Source organism: Demequina zhanjiangensis (genome assembly GCF_030418315.1).
Lineage (GTDB): Bacteria > Actinomycetota > Actinomycetes > Actinomycetales > Demequinaceae > Demequina > Demequina zhanjiangensis.
On the sequence record NZ_JAUHPV010000004.1, the window covers coordinates 149,625 to 164,848 of the forward strand.

General features: G+C 71.4%; 16 protein-coding genes and 2 tRNA genes. 15 read left to right on the forward strand and 3 right to left on the reverse strand.

Features of this window, described 5'->3' with window-relative positions; genetic code table 11:
- The first annotated feature begins 119 nt into the window (after positions 1-119).
- The 11 genes from QQX04_RS07935 (at position 120) to rdgB (ending at position 8,370) form a co-directional block, all read left to right on the forward strand.
- Positions 120-593: a MarR family winged helix-turn-helix transcriptional regulator gene (locus QQX04_RS07935; protein ID WP_301127944.1), complete on the forward strand. Its 474-nt coding sequence runs from the start codon at positions 120-122 to the stop codon at positions 591-593.
- 68 nt (positions 594-661) lie between these two features.
- Complete coding sequence (locus tag QQX04_RS07940; protein ID WP_301127946.1) at positions 662-1,615, forward strand: calcium/sodium antiporter; 954 nt, start codon at positions 662-664, stop codon at positions 1,613-1,615.
- 64 nt (positions 1,616-1,679) lie between these two features.
- Positions 1,680-2,435, forward strand: coding sequence for an ABC transporter ATP-binding protein (locus QQX04_RS07945; protein WP_301127948.1), 756 nt, complete (start codon positions 1,680-1,682; stop codon positions 2,433-2,435).
- Positions 2,417-4,072, forward strand: a complete 1,656-nt coding sequence (locus tag QQX04_RS07950) for a hypothetical protein (RefSeq protein ID WP_301127950.1) — start codon at positions 2,417-2,419, stop codon at positions 4,070-4,072. Before QQX04_RS07945 ends, QQX04_RS07950 begins: the two co-directional genes overlap by 19 nt.
- A 40-nt stretch (positions 4,073-4,112) precedes the next feature.
- On the forward strand, positions 4,113-4,403 hold the full coding sequence (locus tag QQX04_RS07955) for a DUF3039 domain-containing protein (RefSeq protein ID WP_301128224.1): 291 nt from the start codon (positions 4,113-4,115) through the stop codon (positions 4,401-4,403).
- Positions 4,404-4,446: 43 nt separating this feature from the next.
- Positions 4,447-4,734, forward strand: coding sequence for an ATP-dependent Clp protease adapter ClpS (clpS, locus tag QQX04_RS07960; RefSeq protein ID WP_301127952.1), 288 nt, complete (start codon positions 4,447-4,449; stop codon positions 4,732-4,734).
- Positions 4,731-5,366 (forward strand): DUF2017 family protein, encoded by a 636-nt coding sequence (locus tag QQX04_RS07965; protein ID WP_301127954.1) that lies wholly within the window; start codon positions 4,731-4,733, stop codon positions 5,364-5,366. Before clpS ends, QQX04_RS07965 begins: the two co-directional genes overlap by 4 nt.
- The gene (murI, locus tag QQX04_RS07970) at positions 5,359-6,162 is read left to right on the forward strand and encodes a glutamate racemase (RefSeq protein WP_301127956.1); all 804 of its coding nucleotides are present in this window, start codon (positions 5,359-5,361) and stop codon (positions 6,160-6,162) included. Before QQX04_RS07965 ends, murI begins: the two co-directional genes overlap by 8 nt.
- The gene (locus QQX04_RS07975) at positions 6,159-6,926 is read left to right on the forward strand and encodes an MBL fold metallo-hydrolase (RefSeq protein WP_301127958.1); all 768 of its coding nucleotides are present in this window, start codon (positions 6,159-6,161) and stop codon (positions 6,924-6,926) included. Before murI ends, QQX04_RS07975 begins: the two co-directional genes overlap by 4 nt.
- A 72-nt stretch (positions 6,927-6,998) precedes the next feature.
- Positions 6,999-7,733, forward strand: a complete 735-nt coding sequence (gene rph, locus QQX04_RS07980; RefSeq protein WP_301127959.1) for a ribonuclease PH — start codon at positions 6,999-7,001, stop codon at positions 7,731-7,733.
- Between the two features lie 4 nt (positions 7,734-7,737).
- Positions 7,738-8,370, forward strand: a complete 633-nt coding sequence (gene rdgB / locus QQX04_RS07985; RefSeq protein ID WP_301127961.1) for an RdgB/HAM1 family non-canonical purine NTP pyrophosphatase — start codon at positions 7,738-7,740, stop codon at positions 8,368-8,370.
- A gap of 62 nt (positions 8,371-8,432) precedes the next feature.
- Here rdgB and QQX04_RS07990 read toward each other — a convergent pair whose 3' ends face one another.
- Positions 8,433-8,975 (reverse strand): DUF4916 domain-containing protein, encoded by a 543-nt coding sequence (locus QQX04_RS07990; RefSeq protein WP_301127964.1) that lies wholly within the window; start codon positions 8,973-8,975, stop codon positions 8,433-8,435.
- Between the two features lie 135 nt (positions 8,976-9,110).
- Between QQX04_RS07990 and trxA the strand changes: the two genes are divergently transcribed.
- Positions 9,111-9,482 (forward strand): thioredoxin, encoded by a 372-nt coding sequence (gene trxA, locus QQX04_RS07995; protein WP_301127969.1) that lies wholly within the window; start codon positions 9,111-9,113, stop codon positions 9,480-9,482.
- Between the two features lie 101 nt (positions 9,483-9,583).
- Here trxA and QQX04_RS08000 read toward each other — a convergent pair.
- Positions 9,584-9,668 (reverse strand) — tRNA-Leu (locus QQX04_RS08000).
- A gap of 139 nt (positions 9,669-9,807) precedes the next feature.
- Here QQX04_RS08000 and QQX04_RS08005 point away from each other — a divergent pair.
- Entirely contained in the window at positions 9,808-10,587 is a 780-nt protein-coding gene (locus QQX04_RS08005; RefSeq protein ID WP_301127971.1) for an EAL domain-containing protein, read from the forward strand.
- A 9-nt stretch (positions 10,588-10,596) separates the two neighbouring features.
- Here the strand turns inward: QQX04_RS08005 and bcp are convergent, their stop codons facing one another.
- Positions 10,597-11,067 (reverse strand): thioredoxin-dependent thiol peroxidase, encoded by a 471-nt coding sequence (bcp, locus tag QQX04_RS08010; protein ID WP_301127976.1) that lies wholly within the window; start codon positions 11,065-11,067, stop codon positions 10,597-10,599.
- A 125-nt stretch (positions 11,068-11,192) separates the two neighbouring features.
- Here bcp and QQX04_RS08015 point away from each other — a divergent pair, with 125 nt between their 5' ends.
- Both QQX04_RS08015 and QQX04_RS08020 read left to right on the forward strand, forming a co-directional pair.
- A complete protein-coding gene (locus tag QQX04_RS08015) occupies positions 11,193-15,044 on the forward strand; it encodes an SCO7613 C-terminal domain-containing membrane protein (RefSeq protein WP_301127978.1) in 3,852 nt (1,283 codons plus the stop codon).
- Positions 15,045-15,119: 75 nt separating this feature from the next.
- Positions 15,120-15,195: transfer RNA gene (locus QQX04_RS08020), tRNA-Lys, on the forward strand.
- Positions 15,196-15,224 lie beyond the last annotated feature (29 nt).

Genomic DNA, 15,224 nt, shown 5'->3' on the forward strand with positions numbered 1-15,224 from the left:
CCTTTCGGCAGCGACCCGCCGGAGGTGAGGGAATGGGGGCGCGGTCACCGTCATCGGACGGTCCACGTCGTGGAGTGAGGCTCCATGGGTGGCATCGGCCACCCCGTTAAGATCTCCCCATGACAGCCGAGCAGCTCGACACGAGAGAGGACGCCCTCTGGCAGGACGTCCTCGCGCTCAGCATGCTGCTCCCGTCCGCGATCGACGAGGAGATGCGGCGTGAGGCGGACCTCAGCCTCTTCGAGTTCTCGATGCTCGCCATGCTGGCCCGCCGCGACGACCTCACCGACACCATGTCGAGCCTCGCGAGGGCCACGCACTCGTCGGCATCCCGCCTCTCTCACGCGGCCACCCGTCTCGAGGAGCGGGGACTGCTGGCGCGCACTGCCTGCCCGACGGATGGGCGTTCCGTCTACGCCAGGCTGACCGACGCCGGCCTTGAGAAGGTGCGCTGCTCCGTCCCCGTCCACACGGCCGGCATCCGACGGCTCGTCCTCGACGGTCTGACAGAGGAGGACCGTGCCGACCTGGCGCGCATCCTTGGACGGCTGCTGAGCGAAGGCGGCTTCAGCGGCGACGCCTGCCGCAGCTGACCGCGTCTCACCCCCCGCGACCGCGTGCGCGCCCGCCCCGCGTGCGACCGCGCCGGTAGGCTCGGCGCATGCTCATCGCCGTCCTCGCGACGATCGTCGGACTCGCCGCGCTCGCCTGGAGCGCGGACCACTTCGTCAGCGGCGCCTCCGCCGTGGCTCGGCGCCTGGGGATGTCCCCCCTGCTCGTCGGCATGCTCGTCATCGGCTTCGGCACCTCCGCCCCGGAGCTCGTCGTCTCCGGCTTCGCTGCCGCGGGAGGCAACCCTGAGCTCGCGATCGGCAACGCCTTCGGCTCGAACGTCGCGAACATCGGCCTCATCCTCGGCATCACCGCGGTCGTCATGCCGATCCTCGTGCACCGAGGAGTCCTCAAGCGTGAGCTGCCGTTCCTCATCGTCGTCACCATCGTCGCGTGGCTGCTGCTCGCCGATGGCGAGCTCTCCAGGCTCGACGCTGCCGTCCTGTTCGGCACGCTGCTCCTCCAGATCGTGTGGTCCATCCTCGAGGGTCGCCGCAACGCTGCCGACGAGCTCGCGAAGGAGGTGGGCAGGGCTCCAGCCATGGCCGCGTGGCGGGCCTGGACCTCGCTGCTCGCCGGTCTGGTGCTGCTCGTGCTGTCGTCACGCCTGCTCGTGTGGGGCGCAGTCGACATCGCGGAGCGCCTGGGATGGTCCGATCTGGTGATCGGCCTCACCGTCGTCGCGATCGGCACCTCCGCGCCCGAGCTCGCATCCGCGCTCGCCGCAGTCCGCAAGGGCGAGAACGACATGGCGCTCGGCAACGTCATCGGCTCCAACCTGTTCAACACGCTCGGAGTGCTCGGCGTGGCCGGCCTCATCGCTCCCGCCGCCGTCGCCCCCGAGGTCGTCACCCGCGACGTGCCGTTCACGCTCGGCCTCACGATCCTCCTCGTGGTATTCGCCCTGTGGCCGCGCTCGCGTGGGCGTATCAGCCGACGCGAAGGTGCGAGCCTGTTCGTCCTCTGGGTGGCGTACACGGTCTACCTGCTGCTCACCGCCTGACGAGGGAGTGGGGTACTCCACGAGAGCCTGTCCGGGGGTGCGCGACCGCGGTTACGCTGACCGCGTGAACCCCGCACTCCAGCTCTTCGGCCTGCGCAAGGCCTTCGGAGCCACCGTTGCAGTCGACGGCGTGGACCTGACCATCCCCCAGGGCTCGTTCTACGGAATGGTCGGACCGAATGGCGCAGGCAAGACCACCACGCTGTCGATGGCGACCGGCCTGCTCACGCCCGACGCCGGCACCGTCCACGTCCACGGCATCGACCTCTGGCGCGATCCCGACGCGGCGAAACCCCTGCTCGGTGTGCTTCCCGACGGCCTGCACACGTTCGACCGTCTCACGGGCGCGGAGCTGATCTCCTACTCGGGGCTGCTCCGGGGACTGCCTGCGGACGAGGTGAGGCGGCGCCGCGACGATCTCCTGGCGGCGCTCGACCTCGAGTCCGCGGGTCGAGTGCTCGTGACCGACTACTCGGCGGGCATGACCAAGAAGGTCGCGCTCGCGTGCGCCCTGGTGCACGCTCCCCGCGTGCTCGTCCTCGACGAGCCGTTCGAGGCGGTCGACCCCGTCAGCGCGGGCGCGATCCGGCGCATCCTCGCCGCCTTCGTCGAGGACGGCGGCACGGTGATCATGTCGTCGCACGTCATGGCGCTCGTGGAGCGGCTGTGCGACCGCGTCGCGATCGTCGGCTCCGGCCGGATCCTCGCGGAGGGCACGCTCGAGGAGGTACGAGCCGGCCGTGACCTGGAGGACCGCTTCGTCGAGCTCGTCGGCGACGTGGCAGACCAGAGAGACCTGGCGTGGTTGCGACGATCCTGAGCCTGCGCTGGCGCACCACCCTCCACTCGCTGCGCCGCGACAAGTGGCGCATCCTCGTGGTGATCGCCGGCGCGATCTGGTCGATCTCGATGGTGCCGAGCATCTTCTGGGCGGAGTATCTCCTCAGGCTCCAGCTGCCCGACATCAGGGCGGACGCGATGACCGTGATCGGCGCCGTGATCGCGCTCGGATGGGTATCGGTGCCCCTGCTCGTGACGGGGCTCGACGACACGCTCGATCCGACGCGCTTCGCCTCCGTGGGGATGCCCGCACGGCGCCTCATGCCGGGGCTCACGGTCTCGGCCTTCCTTACGGTCCCCGCCGTCTTCACGCTCCTGGCGGTGGCCCTGCTCGCGACCTCATGGCGAGGAGACGCGGCGGCGTTCGCAGTCGCGCTCGTCGGCGCGCTCCTCACGGTCGCCACGATGATCCTGTCCGGCAGGGTCGCCGTCGCGTGGGCGGGCCGCATCCTCACGGGTCGGCGCTCGCGCATCGCCGCGGCCGCCGCCGCCCTGGCGGGCATCGCGCTCGCGATCGTGATCGGCCGTGCACTGCTCGCGCGTGGGCTGGAGAGCATCCTCGAGGAGGACGTCCCGGTGCTCATCACCGCGCTCGGCACCACGCCGATCGCGGCCGGCCTCGCCGCCCCGGAGTTCGTCCGCTTCGACGACTGGTTCTCGGTGGGGTGGCGGCTCGCGATCACCGCCGGGTGGAGCGTCATGCTCGCGTTGGCCTGGCGTGCGAGCGTCGCGCGGTCGCTCGTCACACCGCCCACTCGCACCTCCGGATCGGCGCGGAGAGACGACAGGATCCTTTTCCATGCCGAGCTCGCCGACCGTGTGAGGAGTCGGCTCGCGGCGGCTTCGGTGCCCCTGCTCGGCCCGGTCGCCCGCGGGTTCGCGCGCGCGATGCCCTCGCCCGAGGTGAGGGCGGTGCGCAGCCGTGCTCTCCGCTACTGGGCCAGCGACCCTCGCTATCTCGCGGCGGGAGTCGGCGCCCTCGTCGGCCCCGTGCTGCTGTTCGGCATCCTTCTGCCGGCGCTCGGGCTGCCGGGCTGGACCGCCTTCCTCATGCCCGCGACCGTCGCGATGTCCCTGTCGTGGGGACGCCACAACGACGTCGCCTACGACTCGACGGCGCTGTGGGTGGACGTGGTCTCGGGCCGCCTGGGCCGCCGCGTGATGCGAGGCCGCCTCGAGGCTCTGCTGCTGTGGGCGACGCCCGTGGTGGTCGTGAGCGCTGTCGCCGCTGCGCTGGTCGCGGAGCGGCTCGATCTGGCGCTCGGGCTGAGCCTTGCCTCGCTCGGCGTGCTCGGCACCACGTTGGGCATCTCCGCCGTGCTCTCGGTGGCGATGCCGTACCGCGCGCCGCAGCCCGGGGCGAACCCTTTCGGGGCCGAGGTCGGGTCGGTCGGCGCGGGCCTCGCCGCCCAGGTGCTCTCGTCGCTCGCGACCGCGGTCACCGCGCCGCTCGTGATGCTGCCGTTCATCCTCGCGGTGGTCGTCCACCCTGCGTGGTCGGCGGTCGCCGCGATCACGGGGCTCGCGCTAGGGGTGCTGGGCGTGGTGCTGGGTGTGAGGTTGAGCGGAGACCTGTACGACAAGCGGTCCGGGCGGCTGCTCAGCGCGGTCGTGTGAGCCTGGATCGTCGGTGACCGCGGCGACGCGCGCGGCTACCATGGTGCCCATGAGCGAGCCGAACATTCCCGTCGAGCAGCCTCAGGGCGGCACCTCGACCATCGAGCGCACCGACACGCAGGAGCTCGTCGAGCCCGGCGACGCCGAGCGCTTCTCGCACTACGTGCGCAAGGAGAAGATCCTCGAGTCGGCGATGACCGGCGACCCCGTGATCGCGCTGTGCGGCAAGGTGTGGGTGCCCGGCCGCGACCCGAACCGCTTCCCCGTGTGCCCGGCCTGCAAGGAGATCATCGACGGCCGCTTCGGGAACGACGACGGCGACGACTCCTGACAGCCTGACCCCGTTCTGGCACCCCGGGCCGTAGGCTTGCGTCGTGGCATTCCAGGAGGACCTCTCGCCTGAGGGCAGCGTCGCCACCCGTGCGGACGACGCCTGGGTGACGCTCGTCTGGAACGACCCTGTGAACCTGATGTCGTATGTGACGCACGTGTTCCAGACCTACTTCGGGTTCTCGCGCGCCGATGCCGAGCGTCGGATGCGCGAGGTTCACGAACGCGGCCGCACCGTGGTGAGCACCGGCAGCAGGGAACGCATGGAGGTCGACGTGCAGGCGATGCACGGCTATGGGCTGTGGGCCACGCTGCAGCGGAGCGGCGAGTGAGGGGCTTCGAGGCCGAGGGGGACGTGCTCGTCGCGGTCCTCGATGACGAGGAGCGCACCGTGATCGCGCGGATCGTCGCGGATGTGGGCCTCCTGCTCGGCGATGTGCGCTTCGATCTCGAGGGAGACGCCGAGGACGGCTCCGGTGACGACGAGGCGGCGCTGTTCGCGGGACTCAGCGACCTCGGCGGGACGCCCACGCGTCCGCGGGATCCTGCAGTGCTCCGGCTGCTGCCCACCGCCGCCCCTGACGATGCCGAGGTCTCCGACGAGTTCAGGCGGCTCACCGAAGGCGACCTGCGATCGCTCAAGGTCGACAGGCTGCGCACCATGTGGCGGCAGCTGTCCGAGGGGGAACCCGACTGGCGCCTCTCGCTCGAGGACGCGATGCCGACCGCGGCCGCGCTCACCGATGTGAGGCTCGTGCTCGCCACGCGGCTGGGCCTCGACTCCGACGCCGACGTGGACCGCCTGCACGAGGAGATCGACGCGGGAGTGCGTGCGCTCGATGCCGACGAGGAGGCCGAGGTCGATCACGAGAGGGTCTGGCTCGGTATGCTCTACCAGGCACTCAGCTGGCTTCAGGAGACGCTCGTGGCATGCCTCGCGGCGGGACAGGGGGACGATGTCTGACGCTCCGATCGGGGTGTTCGACTCGGGGGTCGGGGGGCTCACCGTGGCGCGCGCCATCATGGACATGCTCCCGCACGAGTCCCTTCACTACGTGGGTGACACCAAGTTCGGCCCGTACGGCCCGCTGCCCATCCAGGAGGTTCGCGAGCACGCGCTCGACATCATGGACGGCCTCGTGGCCGACGGCGTCAAGATGCTCGTGATCGCCTGCAACACTGCGTCGGCCGCGGTCCTCCGCGACGCCCGCGAGCGGTTCTCGCGTGAGCGTGGCGTGCCCGTCGTGGAGGTCATCATCCCGGCCGCCAGGCGCGCGGCGTCCCTCACCAAGGAGGGACGCGTCGGCGTGATCGGCACCCGGGCGACCGTCACGTCGGGCGCGTACTCGGATGCGCTCGCGGCGGCACCGCAGATCGAGGTGACGAGCCAGGCCTGCCCGCGCTTCGTGGAGCTCGTCGAGGCGGGCGTGACCTCCGGGCCCGAGGTGATCGCGGTGGCGGAGGAGTACCTCGCCCCGCTCAAGGAGGCGAAGGTCGACACCGTGATCCTCGGCTGCACCCACTATCCGATGCTCGCGGGTGCGATCGGGTACGTCATGGGGCCCGATGTCACCCTCGTCGACTCGGCGACGGAGACGGCGATCGACGTCTACCGCGAGCTGGTGAAGGCCGGTCTCGAGCGGTCCACGCAGGCGGTGCCGGTGCATCGGTTCTTCGCGACGGGGGAGACGGAGCGGTTCGAGGCGCTCGCGCAGAGGTTCCTCGGCCCCGTCGTCGGCACGGTGGAGGCGTTGGGATGAGGCTCACGATCGTCGGCTGCTCCGGCTCCGGTCCGGGCCCCGCCTCCCCGGCGTCCTGCTATCTCGTGGAGGCGGACGACGCCGCGGGCAGGACGTGGCGCGTCGTTCTCGATCTGGGCTCCGGATCGGTGGGCGCCCTGCAGCGGTACGTGGACCCCGTGGACGTGGACGCCGTCCTCATCTCCCACGGGCACCCCGACCACTGCGCAGATCTTGCGCCGCTCGACGTCTACCTTCGCTACAGCCCGCGCGGCCCCGTGGAGATGCCGGTCCATGGCCCGTTCGGCCTCGCCACCCGGATCGCACAGTTCCGCGGCGAGGACGAGCATTCCTCCGTCCTGCCGGTCACGCCCTGGCAGCCCGGCGCCGAGGTGGCGATCGGACCCATGAGAATCGCCTGCGCGGCGGTCGAGCACCCGGTACCCGCGTACGCGATGCGGATCGAGGGGCCCTCCGAGCGCGGTGGCTCCACCACGCTGACGTACTCGGGGGACTCGGACATGTGCACGGGGCTCGACGAGGTGGCGCGCGGCGCCGACGCGTTCCTGTGCGAGGCGTCGTTCCTGGAGAAGGACGAGAACCCTCCCGGCATGCACCTCACAGGGATGCGGGCAGGGCAGGTCGCGCAGGATGCGGGCGTGGGTCGGCTCCTGCTCACGCACGTCCCCCCGTGGATCGACCCGTACGAGACGGTGGCCGAGGCCGCGCTCGAGTACAGCGGGCCGCTCGATGCAGTGCACGCGGGGATGCGCGTCGCGCTCTGACCCTGGAGCCTCCCGCCGGAGGGCGCTGTGGGCGTCAGGTGACGTCTCCGTGGCCGGGTAGTCTCGGGAAGCATGACCTCTCGCGCCGATGGCCGTCGCCCAGACCAGCTCCGTCCCGTCACCCTTGAGCGGGGATTCCAGTCCAACGCCGAGGGCTCCTGCCTCGTGACGTTCGGCGGGACCCGCGTGCTGTGCTCCGCCTCCTTCACCGTGGGTGTGCCCCGCTGGAAGAAGGGGTCGGGCGAGGGCTGGGTCACCGCCGAGTACGCGATGCTTCCTCGTGCGACGAACACGCGCAACGATCGCGAGAGCGTGCGCGGCAAGATCGGCGGACGCACCATGGAGATCTCGCGCCTGATCGGGCGCTCGCTGCGTGCTGTCGTGGATGTGAAGGCCCTCGGCGAGAACACGATCGTGCTCGACTGCGACGTGATCGACGCCGACGGCGGCACCCGCACCGCTGCGATCACCGGCGCCTACGTGGCCCTCGCCGACGCGATCGCGTGGGGCAAGGCCAACGGTGCGATCGCCGCCGACGCGAAGCCGCTGACCGGATCGGTCTCGGCGATCTCCGTGGGCATCATCGACGGCACGCCCATGCTGGACCTCCCCTACGTGGAGGACGTGCGCGCGGAGACCGACATGAACGTCGTCATGACCGGCGACGGCGGCTTCGTCGAGGTGCAGGGCACCGCGGAGGGCGCGCCGTTCAGCAAGGCGGAGCTCGATGCGCTGCTCGAGCTCGCCACCGCCGGCAATGCCGAGCTGACCGCGCTGCAGCACGACGCGCTCGCGACGGAGGCCTGAGAGCATGGCCGACTCGTCAGGGCTCTCGCCGGTCGTCGCGTTCGCGACGCACAACGCCCACAAGATCGATGAGGTGTACGACATCCTGCGCGAGCGCGTGCCTGGCCTCGAGCGAGGGCACCTGCTGAGCGCTGCCGAGGCCGGAGCTCCCGCGCCGGTCGAGAGCGGCATCTCCTACGAGCAGAACGCGCTCATCAAGGCGAGGGCGCTCGCCCAGGCGACAGGACTTCCCGCGATCGCCGACGACTCAGGATTGAGCGTCGACGTGATGGGTGGCGCCCCAGGGATCTTCTCCGCGCTGTGGAGCGGCCGTCACGGCGCCGACCGCGAGAACCTTGAGCTGCTGCTCGCGCAGATGGATGACATCCCCGACGCGAACCGTCAGGCGGCCTTCGTGTGCGCCGCGGTGATGGTTCACCCGGACGGCCGCGAGATCACTGAGATGGGCATCATGGGCGGGAAGCTGACGCGCGAGCCCGCGGGCGCGGGTGGGTTCGGGTACGACCCGATCTTCATCGCGTGCGGCCAGGAGGTGACGAACGCGGAGCTCGAGCCTGAGGTGAAGAACGCGATCTCGCATCGTGGGGCGGCGTTCCGCGCGCTCGCCCCGCACATCGCGGCGCTCCTGCCGCGCTGAGCCAGGCCCGCTGCTGACCCCGGCCACCGCGTGTCCGGAGGTTCAGCGTCGTCGGCCCTCCCTTACGGAAGCACGCCGCAGTAGGCGAGCGCCTGGCGCACGAGCACGTCCTGCCCGCCGACCATCTCGTTCGCGATGTCCTCGGAGGCGGCCTCCTCTGGCGTGAGCCAGGAGATGTCGAGCGCGTTCTGGCTTGGCTCGCAGTCACCGTCCACGGCGACGACGAAGGCGAGCGCGACGGCGTGCTGGCGGGTGTCGTGGAACGGCGTGACGCCGGGGGTGGGGAAGTACTCGGCGACCGCGAAGGGCGTCGGGTTGAGCGGAAGCCGCGGCAGGGCGACGGTCCCGAGGTCCTTCTCAAGGTTGCGCAGGAGGGCGTCGCGGACGGTCTCGTGGTACATCACGCGGCCGGCGACGATGGCGCGGGAGATCATGCCGTCGTCGGCCCGCAGCAGCAGTCCGACATGCGTGAGCTGGCCCGTGGGACTGATTCGGACCGGGATTGCGTTCACGTACAGGAGGGGAAGCTCTCCTCGGACGTGCTGCAGTTCTCTGTCGCTGAGCCAGCCCGATGGCTCGGGGGGGAGTTCGGCCATGTCCGTCATGAGTCTTTTCTACATGCCCGGGGCGGGCACCTCGCAAATGCGCGCCGGGCGTGACAACCTGAACACCGGGAAATAAGAGTCGATCTGAATGCGTTACGATACCCCCTAGGGTATATAGCGCCGATGAGAGGAAACATGGCTACCGTCAATCTGAGCACCGACACCTTCGAGGAGACCGTCTCCAAGGACGGCATCGTCCTCGTGGACTTCTGGGCCGACTGGTGCGGCCCCTGCAAGCGCTTCGCGCCGATCTTCGAGGAGTCCTCAGGCGAGCACCCCGACATCGTGCACGCCAAGGTGGACACCGAGGAGCACCAGGAGCTGAGCATCAAGTACGGGATCACCGCGATCCCCACCCTGATGGCGTTCCGCGACGGCATCATGGTCTTCAACCAGGCCGGTGCCCTCCCTGGGCCCGCCCTGAAGCAGCTCGTCGACGCGGTCGAGGGCCTCGACATGGACGAGGTCCGCCAGAAGATCGCCGAGCACGACGCCGAGGGTCACTGACCCCACCGTCGGGCACGCGCCCGGCATCCGACTTCCCGCGGGGGTCGACCACACGGTCGGCCCCCGCGTCGTCGTCTCCGCGGCCATGTGCCGGGAACGGATGGTGCGCGAGGGGGGACTTGAACCCCCACGTCCGAGGACACTGGAACCTAAATCCAGCGCGTCTGCCAATTCCGCCACTCGCGCGCCTCGCCAGTCTACGGGGCGGCTTGAGCCCTCGGCCGTCACCGGGTGCTCCGCGAAACGTCGAGAATCCGCGTCATCACCGACCCGGTTCGCAGTCTCATAGGGCGGACGGTGCGAGGGCGCCGCGAAGGGAGATCGGATGCTCGGCACGACCAGGCTCGACGCGCGCTGGACGGCGCTGCTCGACGACGCGATCGCAGGCCATGGGGTCGGCATCCACGTCCAGCCTGTGGTCGACCTGTCCGACGGCCGCGTGATCGCGTACGAGGCGCTCGCCCGCTTCCAGCACGATGAGGCCGTGGGCGCGGCGCCCGACGTCTGGTTCTCCAAGGCGCGCGACCGCGGCCTCGTCTCCGAGCTCCAGGCGTCGGTGCTCCGTGTCGCGCTGGGCCTGCTCCCTACGCGTCCCGACGGGGCCTACCTGGGGCTCAACGTGGAGCCCGACACGCTCGCGCGGCCTGAGACGCGCGAAGCCCTGCTCGATCATGCTGACCTCACCGGAGTCGTCGTCGAGCTCACCGAGCACGCGCGCTGGAGCTGGGCCGAGATCGAGCCGACCGTCGCCGAGCTGCGAAGGCGCGGGGCTCTCACAGCGATCGACGACGCCGGCACCGGCTACGCGGTGATCGAGCAGATCGCCGAGCTCGCGCCCGCGACGCTCAAGCTCGACCGGAGCATCGTCACAGGCGTCGCTCAGGACGCGGGCAAGCAGGCGCTCGTGGACATGATCGTGGGCCTCGCACGGCGTGCAGGCGCGGTGCTCGTGGGCGAAGGCGTGGAGCGCCTGGCCGACGCGCGGTACCTCACGGAGCACGGCGTCACCTTCGCGCAGGGCTTCCTGCTTGCGGCGCCGTCCGAGCCGTGGCCCGAGCCCGACGCCACGGTGGTCGGGACGCTCAGGGCAGCGGCCGCGGCGTAGCGGGGTCGCTCAGTCGATCTTCAGGTCACGGCGCAGCTTGGCGACGTGTCCCGTCGCCTTCACGTTGTACTGCGCGAGCTCGACGTGGCCCTCGGGGTCCACGACCACGGTCGAACGGATCGAGCCGACGACGGTCTTGCCGTAGTTCTTCTTCTCACCCCACGCGCCGTAAGTCTCCTGCAGGCTCTTGTCCTCGTCGGACACGAGCGTGAACGTGAGGCCCTCCTTCTCGCGGAACTCCGCAAGCTTCTCCGGAGAGTCCTTCGAGATGCCGACCACGGTGTAGCCGGCGGCGTTGAGCGCGCTCAGCGAGTCCCGGAAGTCGCAGGCCTGCGTGGTGCAGCCAGGAGTCATCGCGGCAGGGTAGAAGTACAGGATCACGTGCTCGCCACGGTGCTCCGAGAGGGTGAACGTGCCCTGGTCGGTGGTCGCGGTGAAATCGGGGGCGGCGTCGCCCTTGCTCAGTCGGTTCTCGCTCATGGTGCCGACAACGCTGGCGCCGTGCACAGGATTCCGCCCCACGACACGAATCCACCGCTTCTTTCGTGTGCCGATGGCCGCGTCCCACGCGGCGCTACTCTGGCGCCGGGGAGAACGGGGGCACCGTGGTGCAGCAGAACGAGCCGACGGACGTCAGATGTCCGATCTGCACAGGGCCGTGCAGGCCCGGCGAGCAGGACCGCTGTCCGCGTTGCCAGGCCGACCTGACGCACCCCGCATTCGCCCGCACCGCCGAGCTCGACGCGCGCCTCCAGGGATTCCAGGCGGAGTACGACGCGCTCGCCGTGCGGTGGCGAGAGGCCTCGGCCCAGCGCGAGAACGCCTACGCACACCTCAACCAGACGCGCATCGCGCCGCACACCTATGCCGAGAGCATGGCGGCTGCGGGCCAGACATCCGCTGCTGCGGGGCCCGCGTGGGCTGGCGCGGCTCGGCGGGACGACGCCCCTGAGGCGAGCGCAGCCCCCGCGGACGTGCGGCCTGCGGCTGCGGGCGCGCCGACGCGGGCCGTGCCCCACGGAGGGGCGCCTGCCGCTCCCCGCCGGAGCGCGTGGCGGGAGTCGTTGACGGCGCCGGTCCTGTTGGGCCTCTCGGGCGCGGTCCTGCTGATCGCCTCGGCGGTGGTGTTCGTCGCCGTCACCTGGCAGACCTTCTTCCCTCCCGCGCAGGCGCTCCTGCTGCTCGCCCTCGCCGGCGGGACCGGATGGCTCGCGCACTGGCTCACACGAAAGGGACTCGGGGTCTCCGCGGGTGCCGTCGGAGTGGTGGCGATGGCCTTCGCGGGCACCTCTGTGGTCGCGCTCGCGCGGGCGCTGACCGTGCTCGGGCCGTTCACCGCGTCCGCGGCCGCCGCCGCGGGCGCCGCCGCAGGCTGGCTGCTCGCCCGCCGCCGCGTCGCGTGGGTGCCCGTCGTCGCCACGGGAGCGCTCGGAGTCGCTGCCGTCGGGCTCGCGGTCGCAGGCGCCGACTCCCTCGGCATCGTCGGATGGACGCTCCTGGGCAGCGCGGCTGCCGCCGCGCTGGCGGCGCTCGCGCCCTGGTGGATCGAGGGAGCCCCGCGACGCGCGCTGCTGTTCGCCGCATGGGCGCTCGTCCCCGTGATCGCCGGAGGAGCTGTCGCGCTCGGCTGGTCGGGCAGCGCGCTCCTGTGGGCGTGGCTCCCGGTCGGCCTCGGCGCTTTCCTCACGAGCGCAGGGCGCGAGCCTCGTGCGGGCGCGGTCTCGACCGTCGCGGTGGCATCCGGCGTCGCTGCCGCCACCGCGCACGCGTGGGGGGTGCTCGGCGCCGCTCCGCTTCTGGTGGCCGTGGTCGCCGTTGCCGCGCTCGCCCTCGCCGGACGGCTCGTCGCGCTGCGTGCCCACCTGGTCGCCGGGCTGTTCCCCGCGGCGGTAGCCGCTGCGCTCGCTGCCCCTGCCGCGCTCGGCGCCGGCCTCACTGCGGCGCTCGACGAGGGCGGATCGCTCTCGCCGTGGGTCCCGGTCGGGCTCGTGGCGCTCGCGTGCTCCACGCTCCTCACGCGGTCGTGGAGTGAGGAGAGCGGGCCGCGCTGGGCGTCCGCGCGCGTTCTGAGCCGTGGGGGAGCCGTGCTGCTCGCCGCGACGCTTCCCGCGCTCGCGCTCGTGGCGGCACCGGCGGACGGCGCCGTGCTGGCGCTGTCCGCCTTTGGCTCCGCGCTCGTCGGAGGCCTGGCCGCGCTTGCATGGGTCGACGCGAGCGACCGTCGCGTGCTCGGCATCGCGGCCGTCGTGATCGGCGTCCTGGCGGGGCTCGGTGGCGCCGCGGCGTGGAGCAGCCCAGACTCCCACCTCGTGATCGCAGGGCTGGCGGTGCTGCTGCCGCTCGCGGCCTCGCTCGGCCTTGTGCGTCGCTTCCCGCGCGCGCTGTCCGCAGTCGGCACCGGGCTGGCGCTGGTGACGGTGGGCGCCACGGTCGCTCGCCTCACGGAGGAATGGGCGTGGGCGGCCGCAGCCGTGACCCTCGCAGGGGCCGTGGCCGTGTGGATTCTCGCGCGCCTCGCTCCCCGCGCTCAGACCTGGGCCGCGCCAGGGCTTGCGCCGGCGGCCTTGACGCTGATCGTGGCCTTCGGCCTTGCCTTCGCTGAGCTCGCGCTGACGATGCCACTCGACTCGACCCGCGAGGTCGTCGTGGCGCGCGGACCGGTCCTGGCGACGCTGCTCGCAGGGGGAGTGGCGGCAGCGGCATTCAGGATCCGCAGACCTGCCGACGGCCATCCGTTGACCCCAGGCGCGGGCGCAGCCATCGAGATCGGTGGTGTCGTGCTGCTCCTCGCGGCGCTCGTGCAGGCGACGAGGCTCCTCGAGGAGTCAGGCGCCACGAGCCTCGCGGTCGGTCTCGCCTCGCTTGTCGGTGCAGTGCTGCTCGCAGCGACCGCGGCATGGTGGAGTGTTCGCGTCGCCCGGACCTCCGCTTTCGTCGCGGCATCCGCGTGGTCGGCCGTGCTCGCCGCTCGGGCGCTGGTGGGCCTGTCGGAGGACACCCTTCCGTGGTGGCAGGGCGCCCTGCTCGTGGCGCTCGTGGTGGCGCTGCTCGCGGTCGGAGCGCGGTGGCGCCCTCACGCGACCCTGCCGGTCGCCTTCGCGCTCGGCCCGCTGCTTCCGCCAGCCCTCGTCGGGCAGGCGACCGGCGACTGGATCGATGCAGGAGTCGCAGCGGCCTTCTCGGCAGCGGCGGCATGCTGGCTGCTCCTGGTGATCCCACGGAAGCTCGCGCGCGTCGCCGGGTGGGGAGTGCTCGCACCCGCGCTGGCTGCTCTCCCCGCGGCCGTATCCGCTCTCGGCGACTGGATCGTCGGGGTCGCCGATCCCTGGCTCTCCGGAGCGGAGGCGAGCCTCAGCATGCAGCCGGTCCTGTTCGCATCTGCCGGGGCGCTCGCGGCGGTCGCCACCCAGCGCGGGCGCCGCCAGCTGGGCACCATCCTCACGGTGCTGCTCCTCGCGTCCGCCTCGTCGGTCCCCGCCACGGCCGCATGGATCGTGCTCACCCTCGTGGCAGCCGCGGCCGCTTCGGCGCTGGTGCTCTCGGTGGCGCCGCGCCTGTCCATACGCGGATGGCACGCGGTCGCGCTCATCGCCGGTGCCTCGCTGTGGGCTGGGCCTCACTTGTGGGCGCAGGTGGGCGTGCTCGTCGTCGCAGCAGGCGTCCTCCTCGCCCTCGCGTGGCACGACGCCGCGACGAGACAGATCACGGCGCACGCCTCAGCCATCGCGTGCGGCGCGGCGGGCATGGTGGCATGCCACGCGGCGGGACTCGCGCCCGTCTCGGCGGCGGCGGCCCTCGGCCTCTACGGGGCGGCACTGGCAGCCCTGCTGCGTGCGCGATGGGTCGCGCCCGGCAACGCGCTGATCGGGTTGCTTCTCGCCTCCTTCGTGCTCCCGCTCTATGCCGCCAGCGACGCCGACCTGAGGTCAGCAGGCGTCGCCGCGCTCGTCGCCGCAGCCGCGTGGCTCGCGGTCATGCCGGACGAAGGACTCCAGGCTCGGTGGCTCGCAGGCGTGCTCGCCAGCGTTGGACTCGGTCTGGTCGTCTTCTCGGCAGGCTTCTACGCGGTCGAGGCCTACACCGTGCTGCCGGCCGCTTGGGCACTCGCCGAGGGCGTCGCCTGGATGCGGCGCGACCCGCAGGTGCCGAGCCTCACTGCGCTGAGCGGCGGCCTTGCGATCGCGCTCGTGCCCAGCATCATCGCGCTGGCCGTGCTCCCAGGCGCGTTGACCCGCACCCTGGTCCTGACATTCGCGGTCGCTCTGCTGGCTTTCGCCACGGTGCTGCTGCGATGGCTCGCGCCCGCTGTCGCCGCTGCAGCGACGGCCATCGCGGTCGCGCTCGCCCAGTTCGCGGTGGACGAGCAGCTCGCCCCTCGATGGGTCTCGTTCGCTGTCGTGGGCGCGGTGCTGATCGCGCTCGCGGCCACCTACGAACGGCTCAAGGAACTGCGCTGAACGGGTGCTGCCGCCTAGCGACGGCTCGATTTCGTAGATCGGCAGATGCCTGCTAATGTTGTCTCTCGGTCGCAAGCGCCTCTAGCTCAATTGGCAGAGCAGCTGACTCTTAATCAGCGGGTTCAGGGTTCGAGTCCCTGGGGGCGTACCAGTCACGAAAGCCCGGTCCAGTCGGACCGG